Annotated in this window: 18 protein-coding genes; 8 read left to right on the top strand and 10 right to left on the bottom strand. The window is 64.2% G+C overall.

Going from position 1 to position 22,025, the window contains the following annotated elements; all coding sequences use genetic code 11:
* Positions 1-13: 13 nt before the first annotated feature.
* The 3 genes from I603_RS05890 to I603_RS05880 form a co-directional block, all read right to left on the bottom strand.
* A complete protein-coding gene (locus I603_RS05890; protein ID WP_068863041.1) occupies positions 14-1,207 on the bottom strand; it encodes an acyl-CoA dehydrogenase family protein in 1,194 nt (397 codons plus the stop codon).
* A gap of 124 nt (positions 1,208-1,331) precedes the next feature.
* The gene (locus I603_RS05885; RefSeq protein ID WP_068863040.1) at positions 1,332-2,360 is read right to left on the bottom strand and encodes a LacI family DNA-binding transcriptional regulator; all 1,029 of its coding nucleotides are present in this window, start codon (positions 2,358-2,360) and stop codon (positions 1,332-1,334) included.
* 1 nt (position 2,361) lies between these two features.
* A complete protein-coding gene (locus tag I603_RS05880) occupies positions 2,362-3,690 on the bottom strand; it encodes an MFS transporter (protein WP_068863327.1) in 1,329 nt (442 codons plus the stop codon).
* Positions 3,691-3,867: 177 nt separating this feature from the next.
* Between I603_RS05880 and I603_RS05875 the strand changes: the two genes are divergently transcribed.
* The 4 genes from I603_RS05875 to I603_RS05860 all read left to right on the top strand — a co-directional run bounded on the left by I603_RS05875 (position 3,868) and on the right by I603_RS05860 (position 9,640).
* Positions 3,868-6,333: a TonB-dependent receptor domain-containing protein gene (locus I603_RS05875; protein ID WP_068863039.1), complete on the top strand. Its 2,466-nt coding sequence runs from the start codon at positions 3,868-3,870 to the stop codon at positions 6,331-6,333.
* 92 nt (positions 6,334-6,425) lie between these two features.
* Positions 6,426-7,511: a glycoside hydrolase family 68 protein gene (locus tag I603_RS05870; protein ID WP_068863038.1), complete on the top strand. Its 1,086-nt coding sequence runs from the start codon at positions 6,426-6,428 to the stop codon at positions 7,509-7,511.
* Positions 7,511-8,446, top strand: a complete 936-nt coding sequence (locus tag I603_RS05865; RefSeq protein ID WP_084439882.1) for an ROK family protein — start codon at positions 7,511-7,513, stop codon at positions 8,444-8,446. The genes I603_RS05870 and I603_RS05865 overlap by 1 nt, the downstream gene beginning before the upstream one ends.
* Positions 8,447-8,575: 129 nt before the next feature.
* Positions 8,576-9,640 (top strand): hypothetical protein, encoded by a 1,065-nt coding sequence (locus I603_RS05860; protein ID WP_068863037.1) that lies wholly within the window; start codon positions 8,576-8,578, stop codon positions 9,638-9,640.
* Positions 9,641-9,670: 30 nt separating this feature from the next.
* On the opposite strand, the gene I603_RS05855 is transcribed toward I603_RS05860, so the two are convergent.
* Positions 9,671-10,555: a glycerophosphodiester phosphodiesterase family protein gene (locus I603_RS05855; protein ID WP_068863035.1), complete on the bottom strand. Its 885-nt coding sequence runs from the start codon at positions 10,553-10,555 to the stop codon at positions 9,671-9,673.
* A gap of 172 nt (positions 10,556-10,727) precedes the next feature.
* On the opposite strand from I603_RS05855, the gene I603_RS05850 reads away from it, so the two are divergent.
* On the top strand, positions 10,728-12,494 hold the full coding sequence (locus tag I603_RS05850; RefSeq protein WP_068863033.1) for an N-acyl-D-amino-acid deacylase family protein: 1,767 nt from the start codon (positions 10,728-10,730) through the stop codon (positions 12,492-12,494).
* Between the two features lie 9 nt (positions 12,495-12,503).
* Here I603_RS05850 and I603_RS05845 read toward each other — a convergent pair whose 3' ends face one another.
* The 5 genes from I603_RS05845 to I603_RS05825 form a co-directional block, all read right to left on the bottom strand.
* Positions 12,504-13,586 (bottom strand): DUF2855 family protein, encoded by a 1,083-nt coding sequence (locus tag I603_RS05845; RefSeq protein ID WP_068863031.1) that lies wholly within the window; start codon positions 13,584-13,586, stop codon positions 12,504-12,506.
* A 28-nt stretch (positions 13,587-13,614) separates the two neighbouring features.
* On the bottom strand, positions 13,615-14,742 hold the full coding sequence (gene dnaN, locus I603_RS05840; protein ID WP_068863030.1) for a DNA polymerase III subunit beta: 1,128 nt from the start codon (positions 14,740-14,742) through the stop codon (positions 13,615-13,617).
* Positions 14,743-14,903: 161 nt separating this feature from the next.
* The gene (fabG, locus tag I603_RS05835) at positions 14,904-15,668 is read right to left on the bottom strand and encodes a 3-oxoacyl-[acyl-carrier-protein] reductase (RefSeq protein ID WP_068863028.1); all 765 of its coding nucleotides are present in this window, start codon (positions 15,666-15,668) and stop codon (positions 14,904-14,906) included.
* Complete coding sequence (gene fabD / locus I603_RS05830) at positions 15,668-16,606, bottom strand: ACP S-malonyltransferase (protein ID WP_068863326.1); 939 nt, start codon at positions 16,604-16,606, stop codon at positions 15,668-15,670. The genes fabG and fabD overlap by 1 nt, the downstream gene beginning before the upstream one ends.
* A 34-nt stretch (positions 16,607-16,640) precedes the next feature.
* On the bottom strand, positions 16,641-17,471 hold the full coding sequence (locus I603_RS05825; RefSeq protein WP_068863026.1) for an LD-carboxypeptidase: 831 nt from the start codon (positions 17,469-17,471) through the stop codon (positions 16,641-16,643).
* Between the two features lie 56 nt (positions 17,472-17,527).
* On the opposite strand from I603_RS05825, the gene I603_RS05820 reads away from it, so the two are divergent.
* Genes I603_RS05820 through I603_RS05810 form a run of 3 tightly spaced genes read left to right on the top strand, consistent with a single transcriptional unit; the run spans position 17,528 to position 20,817 of the window.
* Positions 17,528-18,955 carry a glutamate ligase domain-containing protein gene (locus I603_RS05820; protein WP_068863024.1) on the top strand — a complete coding sequence of 476 codons (1,428 nt, stop codon included), beginning with the start codon at positions 17,528-17,530 and terminating at the stop codon, positions 18,953-18,955.
* A gap of 35 nt (positions 18,956-18,990) precedes the next feature.
* A complete protein-coding gene (locus I603_RS05815; protein WP_068863022.1) occupies positions 18,991-19,266 on the top strand; it encodes a hypothetical protein in 276 nt (91 codons plus the stop codon).
* Positions 19,267-19,275: 9 nt separating this feature from the next.
* Complete coding sequence (locus I603_RS05810) at positions 19,276-20,817, top strand: class I adenylate-forming enzyme family protein (RefSeq protein ID WP_068863021.1); 1,542 nt, start codon at positions 19,276-19,278, stop codon at positions 20,815-20,817.
* A 93-nt stretch (positions 20,818-20,910) separates the two neighbouring features.
* On the opposite strand, the gene I603_RS05805 is transcribed toward I603_RS05810, so the two are convergent.
* Positions 20,911-22,005 (bottom strand): phytanoyl-CoA dioxygenase family protein, encoded by a 1,095-nt coding sequence (locus I603_RS05805; protein WP_068863019.1) that lies wholly within the window; start codon positions 22,003-22,005, stop codon positions 20,911-20,913.
* Between the last annotated feature and the right edge of the window lie 20 nt (positions 22,006-22,025).

Below are 22,025 nucleotides of genomic sequence, written 5' to 3'. Positions count from 1 at the left end.
CGTCGTCAGCCGCTTAGAGGCCGAGGATCATCTTGGTGATGATGTTGCGCTGGATCTCGTTCGATCCGCCATAGATGCTGGTCTTGCGCATGTTGAAATAGGTCGCCGCGGCGTGGGTCGCATAATCCGGCCCGACCGGGTGTTCGTTGGAATTGTCGTTCGACACCCCGCCCATGTAGGGCGCGCTATATGTGCCGACCGCTTCCAGCGTCAGTTCGGTCAGGCGCTGCTGGATTTCGGTGCCCTTGATCTTGAGGATCGAGCTTTCCGGCCCCGGCCCCTTGCCCGCCTGCTCGCCCGCAAGCGTGCGCAGCTCGGTGATTTCGAGCGCGGCGAGATCGATTTCGAGCTGGCTCACCTTCTTGGCGAAATCGAAGTCCTTGATGAGGGGCGCGCCGTCGAGCGTTTCGTGCGTCGCGATTTCGCGCAGCTTTTCGACGCCGCGCTTCGACCGCGCCACGCCCGCAATGCCGGAGCGTTCATGCGCCAGCAGGAACTTGGCATAGGTCCAGCCCTTGTTCTCCTGCCCGACCAGGTTCTCGACCGGCACGCGCACATCGGTCAGCCAGGTCTCGTTGACCTCGTAACCGCCGTCGAGCAGCTTGATAGGCTTCACTTCCACGCCCGGCGTCTTCATGTCGACGAGAATGAAGCTGATGCCTTCCTGCTGCTTGGCGGTGGGATCGGTGCGGCACAGGAAAAAGCCCCAGTCGGCGTGCTGGGCAAGCGTCGTCCAGGTCTTCTGGCCGTTGATGATGTAGTGATCGCCGTCGCGCACCGCCGTCGTCTTGAGGCTGGCAAGGTCGGAGCCCGCGCCCGGTTCCGAATAGCCCTGGCACCACCATACATCGCCCGAAACGATACCGGGCAGATGCCTGGACTTCTGCTCTTCGGAACCGAAAGTATAGATGACGGGGCCGACCATCGAGACGCCGAAGGGCAGCGGCATGACGGTGCTGGCGCGGGCATTTTCTTCAGACCAGATGTAACGCTGGGTCGGGGTCCAGCCGGTGCCGCCATATTCGACAGGCCATGCCGGAACCGACCAGCCCTTCTTGCCCAGAATCTTGTGCCAGGCGAGGAAGTCCTCGCGCGCCATGTCCTCGCGCATCCCGAAATCGGCAAGGTGCTTGGGGTAGTTCTCGGCGATGAAGGCGCGCACCTCGTCGCGGAACGCCTGTTCTTCGGGGGTGAATTCGAGGTTCATGATCCCGTCTCTCCTCAATGGGTCTCTTGTTTGCAACCTGCCTCTTGTCACGAGAGGCGGCGAACCGGAAGGGGGCAATTTGCGGGAACAGCGCGTTTCCCGTCCCCCGTCGCAAAGCTACGGATCAGGCCGACTGGCGGATTACCAGTTGCGGAGGCAGAACGAGGCTTTCGGTCTCCTCGCCTGCAAGGCGGCGCAGCAGGAGCTGCACCAGTCCGTGCGCGCCTGCCGCAATGTCTTGCCGGATGGTCGTCAGCGGGGGTGCGGTCTGGCGGGCAATCGGCAGATCGTCGAAACCGACCAGCCGCACCGTTTCGGGCACGGCAATCCCGCCTTCCCGCAGGGCCGCAAGACACAGCGCGGCGAGCGTGTCGGTGGCCGCGAAGATGCCGTCGATCTCGCCCTCATGCGCGGCGAGGTGCGCGGCGATCTCCTCGCTTGCGCGGTCGGGCGAAAGAAGGGTTGGCAGCGCAACCAGCGAGACTCCCATGCGCGAGGCCGCATCCTCGGCCCCGGCAAAGCGGGCGGCAAATTCGATCGGCCCGGTATCGCCCAGAAAGGCAAGGCGGCGGGCCCCGGCAGCGATCAGGCGCTCGGCCGCAAGCCGTCCGCCGAGCCGGTTGTCGGTGCCGACCACACAGTGCCGCTGGCCTTCCTTGTGATTGCCCCACACCACCATGGGCAGATAGCCGTCGGCAACGTCCTCGATCAGCGCGAACTGGTCGGACTGGCCGATCACGATCACGCCGTCGATCATGCCCGAACCGATGAACCGGTCGAGCCAGTCGGCATCCTCGCCCGGCACGACACGACGCAGCATGAGGTCATAGCCTTCCTGCGTCAGCTCGTCGGCAAGGTAGCCGAGCAGGGTCATGAAGAAGCTGTCGGAGATCTGCTGGCGCGCATCGTGGCCGAGCGGAATGACAACTCCGATCACACCGGTCTTCTGACGGCGCAATCCGCTCGCCATCTGGTTGGGACGAAAGCCGTGTTCGCGGGCAAGGCCGACGATCTTCTCGCGGGTCTTGGCATTGACCAGGCTCTTGCCCGCCAGCGCACGGCTGACCGTACCGGGAGAGACCCCCGCGATCCGTGCCAGATCGGTGATCGTGCGCACTCTTGCGCGCGTGGTGCGATCATCCCCTGTCGCCATGCTATCCCGTCGCCAGTCCCTGTTCGCGCGGTTGCCGGTGGCCCGCGTCGACCAGCAGCGTAGCCAGCGCGCCCGCCAGCATCAAGACGCCGCCAAGGATCAGAACGTGGCGCGGGTCGCCGCCCAGCAACGGACGGTAGATCAGCGGCATGGTCAGGGTCTGGATCAGCATGGGAATGACGATGAACAGGTTGAAGATACCCATGTAGATGCCGTTGCGGGCCGGCGGGATGCAGTCGGCCAGCATGACATAGGTGTTGCCCATCATCCCGGCCCAGCCGATGCCGATGCCCAGCATCAGAACGAACAGCGCCAGCGGGGTGCTGGCGCCGGGAATCATCAGCATCGCCGCGCCCGAAGCGGCCAGGCACACCGCATGGACGTGGCGCGCGCCGAACCGCGCCACCACCGGGATCAGCGCCAATGCGCCGAGAAAGGCGATGAAGTTGTAGAGCGCGCCGGCCTGCTGGGTGGTCAGCGTCGCTTCGCGGAAGGCGGCGCTGGCCGGATCGCTGGTGCCGTAGATGCTGCGCCCGACGGCAAAGGTGATGTACTGCCAATAGGCAAACATGGCATACCACTGGCACAGCATGGCGGCAGCGAGCTGCTTCATCGGCCGCGGCATGTCTCGCAGCGCCGCACCGATTTCGGCGAAGGTCGCGCGCACGGTCAGCGGTTTGCTCGCCATTTCGGCGCGCTCGGCCTCGTCGAGCGGGAGTTCGGGCACCCGCCACACCGACCAGACGATGGTGGAAATGGACAGGATCGCGCCGATGATGAAGGCGATGCGCACGATCACCGGAATGCCGTTCGCATCGAGCACATCGCGCGCGACAAAAGCCGTGAGCAGCGATGGCGCGAGGTAGGACAAGGTCTGCGCCAGCCCGGTAAAGGCGCTCTGGGTCAGGAACCCGGTGGAACGCTGGTCGGCTGCCAGCCTGTCTGCGACATAGGCGCGGTAAGGCTCCATCGTGATGTTGTTGCCCGCATCGAGGATCCACAGCAGGCTTGCGGCCATCCACAGCGTGCTCGAATAGGGCATGGCGAACAGCGCAAGCGTGCAGATGACCGCGCCGATCAGGAAATAGGGCGTGCGGCGGCCGAGGCGCGAGCTTGTGCGGTCGCTCATCGCGCCCACGATTGGCTGGATGATAAGGCCGGTCATCGGCCCTGCCAGCCACAGCAGAGGCATTGTCGCCTCGTCCGCCCCGAGGAAGCCGTAGATCGGCCCCATATTGGCCTGCTGCAGCCCGAAAGAGAATTGCAGGCCGAAGAAGCCGATGTTCATCTCGATGATTCGCAGCAGCGAAAGGCGCGGTTTTCCGGTCATTTGGCGTTTCCAGGTCCTCGGGTCGCGCGCGATCGTTGCGTCGCGCTGCGATACAGGGGTGACACGATCGGGGGAAATTTGCAAACGTTTGCAAGATTCCTGTTGCAATCGTTTGCAGGCACGCTACCCATCAGACCGTCGTCGCCAAAGAAGCGCGAACCCGAGAGGAGAGAGATCATGAGATTGCGACACGCGCTTTGCGCCAGTGCAGCCCTGTGCTGCCTGATCAGCCCCGCCCTCGCCCAGGACGAGGCCACAAGCGATTCGGTCGAGGCCGAAGGCAATGAAATCATCGTCACCGCGGTTGCGCGCGGCCAGAACCGGATCGAAAGCTCGGTCTCGGTCAGCACCATCGGCGCGCAGACCATCGCCAACCTCGCCGCCCCGTCATCGGCAGACCTGATCCGCCAGATCCCCGGTATCCGTTCCGAAGCATCGGGCGGTGAAGGCAACGCCAACATCGCGGTGCGCGGTATCCCGGTTTCCACCGGCGGTGCGCGCTATATCCAGTTGCAGGAAGACGGTCTGCCGATCCTCGAATTCGGTGACATCATCTTCGGCAATGCCGACAATTTCCTGCGTGCTGATCGCTCGGTCGCCCGGGTCGAGGCGGTGCGCGGCGGTTCGGCCTCGACCTTTGCCTCCAACGCGCCGGGTGCGGTGATCAACTTCATCTCCAAGACCGGCGAGCGTGAAGGCGGCGCGATCCAGGCCAGCGTCGGCCTCGATTTCGAAAGCTACCGGCTCGATTTCGATTACGGCGCACCGCTGGCCGAGGATCTCACCTTCCATATCGGCGGCTTCTACCGCACCGGCGAAGGCCCGCGCGCCATCGGCTACAACGGCTATGACGGCGGCCAGATCAAGGCCAATATCACCAAGAGCTTCGATGGCGGTTACATCCGCCTGCATGCCAAGTATCTCGACGACACCACCCCCACCATCCTGCCCCAGCCGGTGCGGGTGACAGGCACGGGCGGCAACCCCGATTACCAGGCGATCCCCGGCTTCGATCCGCGCACGGATTCGCTCTACAGCCCGTTCCTCACCCCGGCAGTAACGCTCGACGGCGCCAACAATCCGGCCAGCTTCGACTTCCGCGACGGGCTTTCGGTCCAGAGCCTCGCCTTCGGGATCGAAAGCGAGATCGACGTGGGCGGCGGCTGGACGCTGACCAACCGCTTCCGCTTCGCCGACAATTCGGGCAGCTTCCAGTCGCCCTTCCCGGCCGGCGCAGGTGCGGCGCAGGAGATTGCCGACGGCATCGGCGGCGCAGGGTCGAGCATCGTCTTCGCCTCCGGCCCCAATGCCGGCCAGGCCGCCAATGCGGCGAATATCGGCGGCAACGGGCTACTCGCCAACGTGGTGGTGTTCAACGTCAGGCTCAACAGCCTCGACAATGTCACCAACGACTTCCGCATCAACAAGGAATTCGATTTCGGCGGCGGCTCGGCCAATTTCACCACGGGCTTCTACATGTCGCGCCAGGATGTGAACACCGATTGGTTGTGGACCAGCCACGTCCAGACGGTGGAGGGTAATGGCAATGCCGTGCTGGTCGACATCCGCGATGCGGGCGGCGATCTCGTCACCCAGAACGGCACGGTCGGCTTCGGGGCAAGCTTCTTCGGCAATTGCTGCCGTCGCAATTACGATGTGGCCTACAGCACCTATGCGCCGTTTGCCTCACTCTCGCTCGAGCTTGACCGGCTGACGATCGACGCCAGCATCCGCTATGATTTCGGCGATGCCAGCGGCACGATCACCGGCGCGGACAGCGGCTTCGGGGTCGGGTTGACCAGCTTCGACTTCGACAATGACGGCGCGATCAGCCCGGCCGAGGCACAGACCAGCGTGCTGCCCCTCGGCAATGCGCGTCCGGTCAATTACGACTTCGACTATTTCAGCTTCTCGCTTGGCGCGAACTACCTCGTGACCGACGACCTGGGCGTGTTCGCGCGCTACAGCCAGGGCGGTCGCCACACCGCCGACCGCAGCCTGTTCTCGCCCGCAGTCAGCGCGGTCGACGGTAGCCTGCCGGGCGGCGATGCGGGCGTGATCGCGCGGGTCGACCAGCTTGAGGCGGGGCTGAAATACCAGTCGGGCGGGCTCGCGCTCTATGCCACCGGCTTCTATGCCGAAACCGCCGAGACCAATGTCGACATCGCGCCCGTCGTGCTGTTCGACACCACCTTCGAGGCTTTCGGGATCGAACTGGAAGGCGCATACCGCACCGGCCCGTTCACCCTGTCGGCGGGCGCGACCTGGACCGATGCCGAGATCAAGGACGCGCTCAATGCCGCAACCATCGGCAATACCCCGCGCCGTCAGGCCGATCTCGTCTATCAGGCGACCGCGCAATATGATGCCGACCAGTTCACGCTGGGCGCGAACATCGTCGGCACCACGGAAAGCTTCACGCAGGACAACAACGATCTGGTGCTGCCCGCCTTCGCGCAGGTCAACGCCTTCCTTGCGTTCCGTCCGATCGACCGGGTCGAGGTCGGGCTGAACGCCACCAACCTGTTCAACGCCACGGGCTTCACCGAGGCGGAGGAAGGGTCGATCCCTGCAAACGGGCTGGTGCGCGCCCGCTCGATCGCCGGGCGCACGGTGCTTGCTTCGGTGCGGTTCGACTTCTGACGACCGCAACAAAGCCAAAGGGCTGGCCGCCTTCTCTCCCCCCGGACGGCCAGCCCCTCTTTTCCAGTAATGACCCGGGATAGAAAGCTGTCATGACCACCGCCTGGACCGCGGAGCACGTGCACCGGATCGCGCATCAGGATGTGGCGCGGATTCCGCCGGTCATCGCGCCCGATTGTTCCGGGCTGGAGCGCGGACGGCTTTACTGGGACATGTGGCCGGTGCAGGACACCGCTGGCGCGCGCGTGGCGATGGAAGGGCGGGAATTGTGGATGGCGCTGACGGCGCCCGACCGCGCAGATCCCTCGCTGCGGCACTTCGAGGCGAAGATCCATCTTCTCGAACACAAGGACGCGGACTGGATCGATCTTGGCCCGGTGCTGCCCGAGGCACCCGTTCCCTACGAGCGCGAATGGGCCGGCTCGGCGCTGCTTGCCGATGGCGTGCTGACCCTGTTCTTCACCGCTGCCGGGACCAGTGCGAAGGCGGGCGGATACCAGCAGGAGCTATGGTCCGCCACAGCGAGGATGGGCGCGGACAGACTGCCGTATGGCTGGTCGCACCCTGCCCCGCTCGTCCGGGGCCATGCTTCCCACTATATGCCTGCCGATGCCCACGAGGGCGAGGCCGGCAAGATCAAGGCGTTCCGCGATCCGGCCTGGTTCCGCGATCCGGCCGACGGCACCGAATATCTCGCCTTCAGCGCTTCGCTGGCGGGATCGGACAGCGCGTTCAACGGCGCCTTCGGACTGGCGCGCAAGACCGCTTCAGGGTGGGTCTTGACCCCCCCTTGCCTCCACGCAGACGGCGTTAACAACGAGTTAGAGCGCGCTCATCTGGTGTTTCACGGGAAACTTTATTACGCCTTCTGGTCGACGCAGACCGCGACCTTCGCGCCGGAGCTGCGCGATGCGCCGGGAGGATTGTACGGGATGGTGGCGGACAGCATGGCAGGGCCCTGGCGCCCGCTCAACGGCAGCGGACTGGTGCTCGCCAACCCGCAAGACCGCCCTTCCCAGACCTATAGCTGGTATGTCGATGCCTCGCTGACGGTGTGCAGCTTTGTCGACATGCTGCCGGGCGGAGAGTTCGGCGGAGTCCCCGCCCCGCTGCTGCGGCTGGAACTGGACGGCGAGCGCGCCGGCATTGCCACGCTGACCGGCGAGAACGCGGCCTGATGCTTGGCGCGATCGAGGCGGGCGGCACCAAGTTCTTGCTGGCGGTCGGTCCCTCGCCCGACCGCCTCACCGCGCAAACCCGGATCCCCACCCGCGATCCCGCCACCACGCTGGCCGAAGCGGCAGACTGGTTCGCGGCGCAAGGTGCGCTCAAGGCTCTCGGCATCGGTTCTTTCGGGCCGCTGGAGCTTGACCCTGCATCTCCGCGCCGGGGATTCATTACCAATACCCCCAAGCCCGGCTGGGGCGATTGCGATATCGCCGGCTTCTTCCGCGCGCGGCTGGGCGTCCCGGTCAGCATCGATACCGACGTCAATGCGGCGGCGCTGGCCGAATATGCATCGGCCCGGACGCAGGGATGCCGCAGCCTCGCCTATCTCACCATCGGTACCGGGATCGGCGGCGGACTGGTGCTGGACGGCCAGCCGGTGCACGGTATCGCCCACCCCGAGATGGGTCACATCTTTCCGCGCCGCCATTCCGAGGATCGCGACTTTTCCGGCCTCTGCCCGCATCATGGCGACTGCCTCGAAGGCCTTGCCAGCGGCCCGGCGATCAAGGCGCGCTGGGGCGCGTCGCTATCAGAACTTGCCGACGATCACCCGGGGCATGGCATCATCGCCGATTACATCGCCCAGGCCTGCCACACGCTGTTCGCCACCCTGGCGGTCGAGCGGGTGGTGGTCGGCGGGGGCGTGGCCAAGACCCCCGGCCTGCTGGCACGGATTGCTGCACGGACTGAAGCGCTTGCTGCGGGCTATCTGCCCGGCGGTGCGCGTCACCGCGTCGTTGCGCCGGCACATGGTGACAGCGCCGGCATCACAGGGGCAGCCATGCTGGCCGCATTGGCGGAGCCTGCGCTCTGGCCGGAATGGCGCGAGAGCGAAACTCGCCCGGCACTGGCGCGCTGCAATCAGGACACCGGAAAAAGTTAACGAAAATCATTTCCCGCCACGCCTCTGCTTGTTATGCATACCCCGTAAAGATGGCGTGACCGGGAAGCGCCTGGCGTGCTGCGGCCATGCAGGCCAGCCCAAGTCGGCGGACAAAAGTGGGGGAAAGCCATGAAGATGAATGTATTGGCGAGCATCTCGGTTCTCGCGCTGAGCGCGACTTCACCGCTGCTCGCGCAGACCCTGCCGACAGTACCTGCCGAATGCGACGGTGTGGTTGGCAATTGCAGCGTCGTTGACTCCGGGGGGACGGACAACACGGTAAACATCGAGCAGGACGGTGGTACGGGCAACGTTTCAAGCATAAGCCAAACTGCGGCCAGCGAGACCAACAACGCGGACGCCCTCCAGCGCGGATCGGGAAACATTTCTGCGATCACCCAGTCAGGCAATGACAACTTCGTTGCTGGTGTCTCGAACGTTTTCGTGCGCCAGATCGGGGACAACAACCGATCAAACTTCACCCAAGGCGGTGACGGGGTAAACCGCACCGACATAACACAGACCGGCGATGGAAATATCAGCGACGGCTCGCAAGGCGGCGCCCAAGCCGACGGCAATGAGATCACCTTAATTCAGACAGGTGACCTGAACAGCAGCACGATCGTGCAGGGTCCGGGCGTATCGGATGACAATATCGCGCGGGTGGAGCAGATCGGCAACTCGAACGAAAGCACTGTCAGGCAAAACATTGTCGGCATCGCCGGCGGAAACAACGCGGACGTGCGTCAGGACGGTACGTCAAACATAAGCGCGGTTCTGCAGGACGAAGACGACAGCATAGCGACTATTCGCCAGACCGGCAGTTCCAATAACAGTAACGTGGAGCAGAACCGGCGCTTTGTCTCAACCGGACAGAACACCGCGACAATCACGCAAAACGGAGCCTCGAACCGCAGTTTCGTTGATCAGGAGCGCAACCTTCAAGCCGCATCCGTCAGGCAGACCGGCGAGCGCAACGACAGCGAAATCCGCCAGAGCATCGGCAATGGCAGCGATAATGATGCGCTACTGGATCAGATCGGCGACGACAATGTGAGCCGGATCACGCAGAACGGCACGCTGAACCTCGCCGATGTCGACCAGTTCCAGAATGGCGATACCTCGGTGGTAACGCAATCCGGTTCCAGTCACCGCGCCATCGTCACGCAGGGATCGCTTGCACCGAACCAGTGATCCGCGCTGCCGGCGCGCAGGCCGCTTTGCCTAGCCGCCCCGGCTAACCCCGCATTGCCCCGCCTGCGGCAGGCGTCCGGCTTCCGACAGTGCTGCGGCGGCTTCGCGCGGGCGGTCGGTAGCGAGAATATCGACCCCTTCGCGCCCCAGTTCGGCATAGCGTTCATCGAGACCATATCGGTCGATCACTGCGTCGAGCGAGCGGGGGGGACGTCCGAGCGTACCGAAGATCACCTCGATATCGGCACGGTCAAGCTCACGGTAGAGTTCCGGCCGTGGCAAACGGGTTCCGGTAAAGGCAACCATCCGGTCTTCGGGAATCCCTGCAGCTTTCAGCGCGTCGACATCGCCCGGAGCGTCGATCGAGACCGACAGCAGCATCTCGGGTGCAAGGTCGTGGAGCGCCTTGGCCTGCGCAGGAGAATAGACGATCAGGATGACGGCATTCGCCATGCCTGCCGTCCGCACCGCCTCGATCACCTGCGCGTAATCGGCAGAGCGTTTGAAATCGAGCTGCAGCACCGTCCGCCCACGCGCCCAGGCCAGCGCCTCGGCCAGCGTCGGGATGGCATAGGGCGTGACCCAGCCCCAATTGTCCCGGAGTTTAAGCTGGCTGAGTGCTGCCCAGTCCTGTGCCGCCGCCTCGCCGGTCCCGGTGGTGGTGCGATCGAGCCGGTCGTCGTGAAGCAGAAAATGCACCCCGTCGGCACTGCGCGCGACATCCACCTCCATGATCGCCGGATGCGCGGCAAGCAGCGCATCCATGGTGGCAATCGCGTTCTCCGGCAGACCCGGCGTCGGTCCGCCACGATGGGCGGAAACAAGCGTCTGTCCGGCCGCCTCGAAGCAATCGAGCATGGCCGACAGCTCCCGTTCCGGCAACAGCCGCCACGCGGCTTGCTCTTGCGCCGCCAAGGGCCCGGCAAGCGCGGACCATGCCGCAAGCCCTGCAAACCCAGCACGAAATGACCGAACGAGACCCAATTTCCTGCCCCTTTTCCCGCTTCATGAATAACCGATCTGCACCGCCTGCCCTTGTCGGGCCGCGCGGTTTGCGTCATCCTCGCCTCCATAAGGGAGAGACAGCATGGCGCAATACGACCTCATCATCAGGGGCGGAACAATTGTCGACGGGACGGGCGCACCGTCCTTTACCGGCGACGTTGCCGTGAAGGACGGCCTGATCGCCGCAGTCGGCAGTGTAAGCGGCACCGCCACCGAGGAAATCGACGCGCGCGGCAAGATCGTGGCGCCCGGCTTCGTAGACATCCACACCCATTACGACGGGCAGGCGACCTGGGATCAGGAAATGGCCCCATCCAGCTGGCACGGGGTGACCACAGTCATCATGGGCAATTGCGGAGTCGGCTTTGCGCCTGCCAAACCCGACCGGCACGAATGGCTGATCAGCCTGATGGAAGGCGTGGAGGACATCCCCGGCACCGCGCTCGCCGAAGGGATCACGTGGGATTGGGAGACCTTCCCCGAATATCTCGACGCATTGGAGAAGCTCCCCCGCACGGTCGATATCGGCACCCACGTCCCCCACGGCGCGGTTCGCGCCTATGTGCTGGGTGATCGCGAACAGCCCGGCGCGGTCCCGACCGCAGCGGACATCGCGGAAATGAGCCGCATCGTCGAGGAAGGCGTTCGCGCCGGGGCGTTGGGCTTTTCAACCTCGCGCACGGTGTTGCACAAGTCGGTCGACGGCGAACTCGTCCCCGGCACCACCGCCACGCCGGAAGAACTGGTGGCAATCGGCAAGGCGATGGGCCGCGCCAAGGCTTCCGGCGGCCACGCGGTGTTCGAGATGGCGAGCGACTTGAAGCGCGAGTGGAACGAGTTTCAATGGATGGGCAAGCTTTCGCGCGAGGCCGGCATCCCCGTCACCTTCGCCGCGCTGCAATCGATCGCCAAGGAAATGCCGCTGGACGAGCAGATCGCGATGATGCGCGCCGAGAACGACAATGGCGCCAACATCGTCGCCCAGATCGCGCTGCGCGGCAATGGCATCATCATGGCATGGCAGGGCACAGTGAACCCCTTCGCCTTCCGCCCCAGCTGGCAGGCGATCAAGGAACTGCCGTGGGCCGAACAGAAGGCGAAGCTGCTCGACCCGGCCTTCAAGGCGCAGCTGCTCGCCGAGCCCAATGACTATTCCGAAGCCCCTATGGACATTATTGGCGTGGTGATGGTGATCACCCAGGGCTGGGCGCTGCAATACGAGATGGACCCTGATTTCGATTACGAACCGGGGCCCGAAGCCAGCGTCAACGCCCGCGCTCAGGCAGCGGGGATCGACGCGCAGGAATATGCCTATGATCTGCTGTGCCGCGACGATGGGAAAGGCTTTATCTACCTGCCGATCCTCAATTATGCCGAGGGCAATCTCGACTTCCTCCACCCGCTCCAGCATGCCGATGACACGGTCAATTCGCTTAGCGACGGCGGCGCGCATTGCGGGACGATCTGCGATGCGGCCTCGCCCACCTTCATGCTCGAACACTGGGTGAAGAGCCGAAGGCGGGGCGAGAGGATCAGTCTGGAACAGGCGATCAAGCGCCAGTGCCGGGATACGGCGGTGCTTTACGGACTTGAGGATCGCGGGGTGATCGCGCCGGGATATCTCGCAGACCTCAACGTAATCGACCTTGATCGCCTCAAGCTCGGCAAACCGTGGCTGGCCTTTGACCTTCCGGCGGGCGGCAAACGGCTGCTGCAGAAGGCGGAAGGCTATGTCGCCACGATCAAGAGCGGCGTCGTCACCTTCCGCGAAGGAGAATGGTCGGGAGCCACTCCCGGCGGCCTGGTCCGCGGCCCGCAGCGTGTGGCAATGGCGGAAGCGGCGGAGTGATCTGCCGCCTTACGGTTCGATCACGATCCCCTTGGCCGGGTCGATCTGGCCTGCAACCATTGCGGTGAAGGTGTCGCGTGCTGCGCCAAGACCCTTGTGGCGCTCGATCTTGATCGTCCCGTCGGCGGCCTTGAGGAATTCGCGCCATGCCGCGGCAACAAGACGCCCGCCTTCTTCCTGCCCGTGCGCCTTGAAAAAGGCCACCGCATGGTCGGGGGCGAAGAACAGCGCAGGCTTGGGGCCTGGCAGCGGCTCACCGACGCCGAAGGTCGAGCGCGCTTCGATATGGGTCGCCCCGACCAGCGCCGAATGCGACAGCGCGTCCTCGAAATGGCGATGAATGCGTGCCAGCACATCGGCATTGCCGGCGAAATCGACACTGACGCTGCGCAGCACGGCCAAGCGCTCGATGTCGTCATAGGCCAGCACTTCGTCATAAAGCCCGCTCGCTTCAACGAAGCCGACATTGCCCTTCGAGGTAAGCCCGATGCGCCGGATGTGGGGCGACGATTGCCGCGCCACGCTCGCCAGACCCATCGCGGTCTTGGACGAGGCACTGGTGACCACCAGCTGCTCGGCTCCGAACCAGCCCTCGCCGCGCAGGAAATATTCGATCAGAAAGCCGGTGCGGAACAGCGGGCCGAAGATCATCCGCTCCGCCTCGTGCGACGGATCATGCTCGGGGTCGGCCGCAAGGCGGGTGTAGCTGTTGTAGACCGGGCTCATCGGCTGGCGATAACCGGTCGTGTCGAGGAACCCGGAAGGCGTTACCCGGCCCGGCACCACGTCCAGATGGCTCGCCATCGGCAGATAGCCGTAAACCCGCTCACCAACCGCGATCTCGGGGCAGCGGCTCTCGATCACCCGCGCATGGCCCCACATCGGCACGATGCCGAGACCCTCGGGGGCGGGGAAGAAATCCCAGTATTTGAACCCGTCGCCGACAGCCGCATAGGTGACATTATTGGCGGTGACAGAGAAGCTTTCGATCCGGAGCCTGACCGCACCCTCGGCCAGCTCAGCGAGCGGCACATCCGCCAGCACAGCATCGGTGAGCGCGGCCTTGCGGACGTGAACCTGAACAGCATTCATCGGTCGTTCCCCTCCCACCTGGCAGGGATCACACCCGCATCGGCATCAGCACATAAAGCGCGCGACTGGCCTCGTTTTCGCGGATCAGCGTCGGCGCGCCCGCGTCCGCAAGGTGCAATTCGACCATGTCAGCATCGATCTGACCGAGAATGTCCTTGAGATAATTGGCGTTGAAGCCGATTTCCATGCCTTCCGAACGGTATTCAGCGGCCAGTTCTTCGGCAGCCGTGCCGTTGTCGGGAGAGGTGACCGAAAGCGTCACGCGGTCATTGTCGAGCCCGATTTTTACCGCGCGGGTCTTCTCGGTGGCGATGGTCGCGACGCGGTCCACGCCAGAGAAGAACAGCTTGGGATCGACCTTCAGGAGCTTGTCGTTCGCGGTCGGGATCACGCGGCTGTAATCGGGGAAGGTGCCGTCGATCAGCTTGGAGGTGAGCACAACGCCGCCCTCGCCGCCGAGCGTGAAGCGGATCTTGCTGGCGCTGAGGTCGATCAGCACGTTGCCGTCCAAAGCCTCCTCGAGCAGCTTGCGGAGTTCGCCCACAGCCTTCCTCGGCACAATCACATCGGGCATCCCGGCAGCACCCTCGGGGCGCGGCAGGGTGAAGCGGGCAAGGCGGTGACCGTCGGTTGCTGCGGCCTTGAGCAACGGCTCGTCCTCGTCGGTCACATGCAGGAAGATGCCGTTGAGGTAGTAGCGGGTTTCCTCGGTCGAGATCGCGAACCGGGTGCGGTCGATCAGTTCGGCCAGCACGCGCGCCGGCAGTTCGAAGCTGGTCGGCAGGTCACCTTCGACGATCACCGGGAAATCGTCCCGCGGCAGCGTCGGCAGCTTGAAGTTCGAGCGGCCCGCCTTGACTTCCAGACGGTTGTCGTTGGCCGTCAGGCTGACCTGGCTGCCTTCGGGCAGCTTGCGGGCAATGTCGAACAGCAGGTGCGCCGAGACGGTGATCGCGCCGGGCTGATCGACGGAGGAGGCCGACATCGTCTCGACCACCTGCAGATCGAGGTCGGTTGCCATCACCCGAACAGAACCGCCGTCGCTCGCATCGATCAACACGTTGGAAAGAATCGGAATGGTGTTGCGGCGTTCGACCACCGACTGAACATGGGAAAGGCACCGCAGCAGCGTCGCGCGTTCGATCGTGGCCTTCATCGCTTAACCCTATCGTTCCTGTTTATGGCAGGAGGCCGAAGGAATCGCCCCCAAGCGCCGGAAAGTCCGTGAAACCTTAGCGCGCCGGACAATACGGGCAAGTTGGCGCCTTAGCGAGGGGGAACGCGGCTGGGGATAAGGGGGCCGGAATCACCCCTGCATCACCCCAGCATCGCCATCCCGCCGTTCACATGCAGGGTTTCACCGGTGACATAGGCCGCCTCGCGGCTGGCGAGGAAAGCGACCGCAGCGCCGATTTCCGCACCCTCGCCCATCCGGCCCATCGGAATGCGGGCATTGATCGCGGCCTGCTGCTTTTCGTCCAGAGCGGCGGTCATCGCGGTGCGGATGAAGCCGGGGGCAACGCAGTTGGCGGTGATACCGCGGCTGGCAACTTCCTGTGCGAAGGACTTGGTCATGCCGGTCAGGCCCGCCTTGGCCGCGCAATAGTTCATCTGGCCGGGATTGCCGGTCGCCCCCACCACGGACGTGATGTTGATGATGCGCCCGAACCGCGCCTTCATCATCGGCTTGGCGCTCGCGCGCATCAGGCGGAAGGCGGCTTCGAGGTTGATGCGGATCACCTGATCCCATTCCTCGTCCTTCATCCGCATGCCGAGATTGTCGCGGGTGATGCCGGCATTGTTCACGAGGATGTCCATGCTTCCGAGCGTGTCGAGCATGGCAGGCACCAGTTCCTCTACCTGGGTGGCGTTGCCAAGGTCGCAGGTGATCTCGACATGGCCGTCATGATCGTGGTGGGCGTAGGTCTCGTTCAGTTCGTCGCGGAAGGCGCGCAGCTTGGCCGCGTTCGAGCCCGACAACGCCAGCCGCGCGCCTTGCGAGGCCAGCGCATGGGCAATCGCCGAACCGATCCCGCCCGCAGCGCCCGTAACCAGCGCGTTCATGCCTTTGAGTGAAAACATCACGCGATCTCCTTCGCAAAGGCCTCAAGATCAGCCATCGTCACAAGGCTCGCCACCTGCGCATCGCGGTCGATCCGGCCAATCATCGGGCCGAGCACCTTGCCCCCCATCTCGACAAAGCTTTCCACGCCATCGGCGCGCATGGCAAGCACGCTTTCGCGCCATCGCACGCGGCCTGTGACCTGTTCGACGAGCAGGGCGACCTCCTCCTCGGCATCCTCGACCTTGGCGGCGGTGACATTGGCATAGACCGGCAGCGCCATCGGCGCGGGCGGCGTATGGGCAAGCGCATCGGCCATGCGGTCGGCGGCGGGCTGCATCAACGAGCAGTGAAACGGAGCCGAGACCGGCAGCAAGACGCCGCGCTTTATCCCGTGCTCCTTGACTAGCGCCACCGCCCGCTCGATCGCGGCGCGGTGCCCGGAAATGACGACCTGTGTCGGATCATTGTCATTGGCGATCTCGCACACCTGCCCCTCGGCCGCTGCTTCGGCAAGCGCCTTGGCCTGCGCGATATCTGCGCCCAGCAGCGCCGCCATCGCCCCCTCGCCCACCGGGACGGCAGCCTGCATCGAGCGTCCGCGCAGCTTCAGCAGGCGCGCCGTGGTCGCAAGGTCGAAGGCCCCGACCGCGCAAAGGGCCGAGTATTCACCGAGCGAGTGGCCCGCCACGCAAGCGGCAGCTTCGGCGAGCTTCACGCCGAATTCGCGTTCCAGCACGCGCAGCACGGCGATCGAGTTTGCCATGATCGCAGGCTGGGCGTTCTGGGTCAGGGTAAGTTCGTCCTCGGGCCCATCCGCCATCATGCCGGAAAGGTTCTGCAGCAGGGCCTCGTTGACCTCTTCGAACACTTCGCGTGCCGCGCTCGACGCTTCGGCAAGCTCCTTGCCCATGCCGACCTTCTGGCTACCCTGCCCCGGAAAAACAAACGCGCGCATCATCGACCTTTCTTATGGTTTTTGGCGCGCGCGGTTACGTCCGCGAGGGCGGGCTGGCAAGCCCGAAGGGCACAACCCTGTTGGCAGAATTGTGCCCGATCAGCGCCCGGCCAAGGTAAGGAATGCCCGCGCGGTCGCACCAGTAGCGCGCGATTTCCTCCTCGTTCTGGCCGAATTCGACATAGTTTTCCGGCACGTCCGTCACCCCGCCCAGCCGCAGCCCGGCAAGGCGGGGAAGCGTGGCGGCGAGGTGGAAGAACAGCCGGTCGACCGAATAGAGATGTTCGCTCACCTCCTCGACCATCAGCACATGGCCGGAAAGATCGGGCATCAGCGGCGTGCCGGTGATCATCGCCAGGGTGATGAGGTTGAAGGCTGCCGCAGGCGTGGTCCCGTCAAGGCTGGGTTCAACGCCGCTGGTATCGCCTTCCAGCCACCTGAGCACTCGTCGGATCGCATCGCGCCCGCCTTCGGAGCGCGCGCTGACCGGCATCGAACCATGCACGCTCTGGCCGATCCCCGACCGGTAGAGCGACGCGAGCAAATAGCCGCAATCGGAAAAGCCGATATAGGTCTTGGTGCGGGCAGAGGCGTTCATCCGCGCCACGGCGGCTTCGGCGATGCGGTTTGAGCCATATCCGCCCCTTGCGAACCAAACGACATCGAAAGCGGGATCATTGGCGCATTCGAGCAAGGCGGTCAGCCGCCTGAGATCATCGCCCGCGAAATGCCCTTGCCGATCAAAGCACTGATCGTGAAATGTGACGCGATGCGCGGGAAACTCCGCTGCGACCAGTTCTTCCAGCGCAGTCTGCTGGTCGCGGGTGATCGGCGTTGCCGGCGCACAGATGGCGATATTCGTCATAGCATGCAGCCTATGGCGCTTGTCAGTCCTCGCGCAAGTCAATAACCCTGCAGCATATGGATAACGGGGTCATGGCCGGGTCGCTTGAAGGGCGTCCGCTGTTCTTTTGCGGGATTGGCGGGTCGGGCATGCTGCCGCTGGCGCAGATCGCGCACGGGCTCGGCCACGAGGTCGCAGGCTCGGACCGCAGCCGCGACCAGGGCCGCACCCCGGAAAAGTTCGCATGGCTCGAAGGCCACGGTTTCTCGCTGTTTCCGCAAGACGGAAGCGGGGTGACATCCCCCGATCAGGTTCTCGTCGCCTCCGCCGCGATCGAGGATAGCGTGCCCGAAGTCGCCCGCGCCAAGGAACTGGGGTGCGATCGCATGAGCAGGGCGGAGCTGCTTTCCACCCTGTTCAACGACGCCGGCTTCTCGATCGCGGTGGGCGGCACTTCGGGCAAATCGACCGTCACCGGGATGATCGCCTGGATCCTGCACGAGGGCGGCTATGATCCCACGGTGATGAACGGCGCGGTGATGAAGAACTTCGTCAGCCCGGAAAACCCCTTTGCCAGCGCCCGGATCGGCCGCCCCGACCTGTTCGTGAGCGAGGTCGACGAAAGTGACGGTTCGATCGCGCTCTACCGGCCGACCGTAGGCGTGCTGCTCAATGTCAGCCTCGATCACAAGAGCATCGAGGAACTGCGCGTTCTGTTCGGCGGCTTCGTCGCCAAGGCAGGGATAGCGGCAATCAATCTCGACAGTCCCGAGGCAGGCTATCTTGTGCCGCGCGCCCAAGAATGCGTGACATTTGGCCTGCGCAGTCCGCAGGCGGACATCACGATCGAACCGGAATCGATCGAACAAAGCGAGCTGGGCATCCACGCAGCGGTGATCGACAATCGCCAGAAAGAGATTTTTCCTCTCATCCTGCCGATGCCGGGGCTGCATAACCTGTCAAACGCTCTGGCGGCAATCGCGGCCGCAAGCGCTGCGGGAATTGGCATCGCAAACGCTGCCTTTGCGCTGCGCAGCTTTGCCGGGTTGGCGCGGCGGTTCGACGTGACCGGTACCTCGCCTTCGGGCATCACCGTGATCGACGATTTCGGCCACAATCCGGAGAAATGCGCTGCCACACTTCGCACTTTGAAGGCCAGCCAGGGACGTGTCATCGCCTTCTTCCAGCCGCACGGCTATGGTCCGCTGCGCCAGATGGGGAACGAACTGGCAAAGACCTTCGCGCGCGAACTGGGTCCCGACGACATCACCATTTTCAGCGACCCGGTCTATTTCGGCGGTACGGTCGATCGCAGCGAGGGCAGCGAGCGGATCGTCGACCTGATCAACACCGCCGGCGGCCATGCCGAACACATCCCCGCGCGTGCCGATTGTGCCGAGCGGATCATCGACCTTGCCCGGCCCGGCGACCGGATCGTGGTGATGGGTGCGCGCGACGACACGCTGACGGAGTTCGCCCGATCGATCCTCGACCGCCTGCCCTGACGCTCCACGCCCGGGCCAGACGCCACGCCTGGCGGATGGTGGGAGTGCTGACCCTGGCTATCGCCATGGTAGCCGGTGCCGACCGGCTTTACGGGCATTCGACCATCGCCTTCGCCGCAGCAATCATGCTGCTGGTAATCGCCAATGCGCCCATGCTGCGTTTCAATTGCCCGCAATGCGGCAAGAATGTCTTTTTCCGGGGGATCTTCGTGGTCCCTTGGCCCAATCGCATCTGTACCCGCTGCGGGCATGATTGCGATACGCCCTTATTCCCTAAAACGCTGATGGATGAAGGGTCTGCACAAGGCTAGCTTGTCTTCATGCATCCCCGTGATTTGTCCCTCGATACGCTGCTCGCGAACTGCGCCGCGCGCCACGCCCATCGCCTTGCCACGGTCGACGGTAACCAGCGCCTCACCTGGAGCGAGCTCGACGCACGCGTCACCAATCTTGCCGGCTGGCTGCTGGCAAAAGGCATTGCGCCGGGCGACCGTATCGCGCTGCTGCTGACCGACGGCGCGCCGTTCCTCACGACCCTGCTGGCGTGTAGCCGGATCGGTGCAATCGCGGTGCTGCTCAACTGGCGTCTCGCACCGGGCGAAATCGCGTGGATCAGCAACAATGCCGCGCCCGCCATGACCTTCACCAACCCGCGCTTTGCCACGCTGCTGGCCGAAGCCAATGCGGGCGAGGTGCATCAGGTCGACGAGGCCCATGCGGCCGACGGCTTGTTCGAGACCGCCGCAAGCACTGCCCACGGCCCTGTCGGCCATACCTATGATTTCGGCCTCGCCCTTGCCCCGGACCGCCCCCTCTACATGATGTATACCAGCGGCACGACCGGGCGGCCCAAAGGCTGCCTTCAGGCGGGAAGCGCGGTCGCGACCAGCGCGCTCGGCTTTGCGGTCAACCGGCGCTTTACGCAGGACGAGATACTGCTTTCTGTCAATCCGCTGTTCCATGTCGTGGGCATGCAGCAGGTTGCAGCGATGCTCGCATGCGGAGGCGCGTCGGTCTTTGCCGGCCGCGATGACGACAACGCCGCGATCCTCGATCTGCTGCACCGTGAAGGTTGCACCACCACCAGCGCCTTTCCGACGATTGCTTTCCCGTGGCAGGCGATGGAGCCGATCCGCAATGGCGTGATGCCGCTTACCAACTACACCGGCGGCGCAGGCATGGGCCGCCCGCAGATGTACGAGTTCATCGAGAAGGAGTGGGATGCCCGCGTCGTTGGGGGATACGGCCAGACCGAGGTCTGCGGCTTTGCGACCTTCATCGACTATGCCGACATGCTCGAGGCCCCGCGCTCGATCGGCTGGACCCTGCCGCATGTGCAGATGACAGTGCTCGACCCCGAAGGCCATTACCTCCCCCCGGGCGAAGAAGGTGAACTATGCCTGCGCGGACCTTCGGTCATGCTCGGCTACTGGCGTAACGAGGAAGCGAGCGCGGCAGCACTGGGCCATGGCTGGCTGCGCACCGGCGATCTGGGCACCATGGACGAGCGCGGGCGCGGCTATCTTCTGGGCCGCGCGAAGGAACTGATCAAGACCGGGGGAGAGAACGTCTACCCGGCGGAAGTGGACGCGATCTTCGCCGCCATGCCCGAAGTCGCCGACGCAGGCTGCTGCGGCGTGCCCGACAGGCAATGGGGCGAGGCGGTCAAGGCCTTCGTGGTGCTGAAGCCCGGCCACAGCCTGACCCGCGAAGAGATCACCCAGCGCTTCAAGGGGCAGATCGCGGGCTACAAGCGCCCGCGCTACATCGAGTTCGTCGATCAGCTCCCGCGCGATCCCATCGGCAAGCTGTTGCGGCGGGAGTTATCGGCACGGCCCGTGACACCCGATCAGGCAGCGTAACTTCAAGCGAGGAATGCCGCCCTGATCGCGGAGCATGACCACGGCCGGAGCTCCGTTATCGCTGCACCTCGCCGCGATTTGCGATCCCGGCCATCAGTCCACCAGGGCATTGTCCTTGTGGGTCGATGATGCCGGGACAGGGTGTCGCGGGGCGGCTTCGAGCAGATCGCCAAAGCTCATGGGATGGGCAATCAGCGAAGGGTCGGGCGAATAGCCGTCGTGCCAGTATTTGGTCTCGACGATATCGCGCGCAATGCTCATGCCGAACAGACGACGGGGGCGGGACGAGCGGTTATCCGGCCCGGCATGCAGCAGGTCGCTGCGGTAGAGAATGGCGGTGCCCTTGCGCGGCGCCGCCTGAACAAGGCGGAACAGCTTATCGAGCGTTTCGCGCTGGCGATAGAGCTTCCACAAGGTACCCGGGCTCAGCATCGCGAGACTGAACTGCGAATTCTTGCCCAGAACAAACCGCAACAGGTTCGGCTGGTGTTCGTCCCACCTGGTCGAGAAAACGCGGTCAAGAAATTCACCTGATGCCAAAGGCGCGCCCTCGCCCTTGCGCATTGCCCATAGCTTCTTCAGGTTATACAACATTATCCGGTAGTTGCACCTTATCCTGAACAGGCGCATCAGCTCCTCGGCATTGCCCCCATGTTTGTTTCCGGCACCGCCATAAATATGCGTCCCCGGCACGAACACCGTCCCGCCCTGCTGATCGGATACGTCTTCCACCGCGACCAGAAGGCTGATTACACCACTCGGGTCGCGGTGGATATACTGGTGCGAGGAGCCCAGATAGCTGGTCAAGGTAATGACTTCGAGGAGCGCACGCGAGCGGCCGCAATATTCGGAGTAAACCTCTTCAAGGCGCTGGCACAATGTGGCGGCAAAGCGGATCACAGGCGGGGTCGAAGGAAGCGAACAGAAGTCGCGGCGCACGTAACGGTTGTCCGTCTCGCTGGCAAAGGTGCACTTGTGACGATCCGGATCGTCGATCGTCTGGCGCATCAGATCAAGGCCTTCGTCGGCTTCCCGATCCGAAAGCAGACCGGTCAGAACGACCAGACCGTGGCTGTCCATCATTGCCAGGGCTTGCCGGACGCAATGATCTGCCAGAATGCCCCGATCATCGAGAACCACAGGCACTTCGAAGGCAGATGTGTCGTTGGAAACCTCGAGTCCGCGCATGCCAATCCGTCACTTTCTGA

Source organism: Erythrobacter dokdonensis DSW-74 (assembly GCF_001677335.1).
GTDB lineage: Bacteria > Pseudomonadota > Alphaproteobacteria > Sphingomonadales > Sphingomonadaceae > Erythrobacter > Erythrobacter dokdonensis.
The sequence above is the reverse complement of the archived record's forward strand: the minus strand, read 5'-3'. Positions and strand labels throughout refer to the sequence as shown.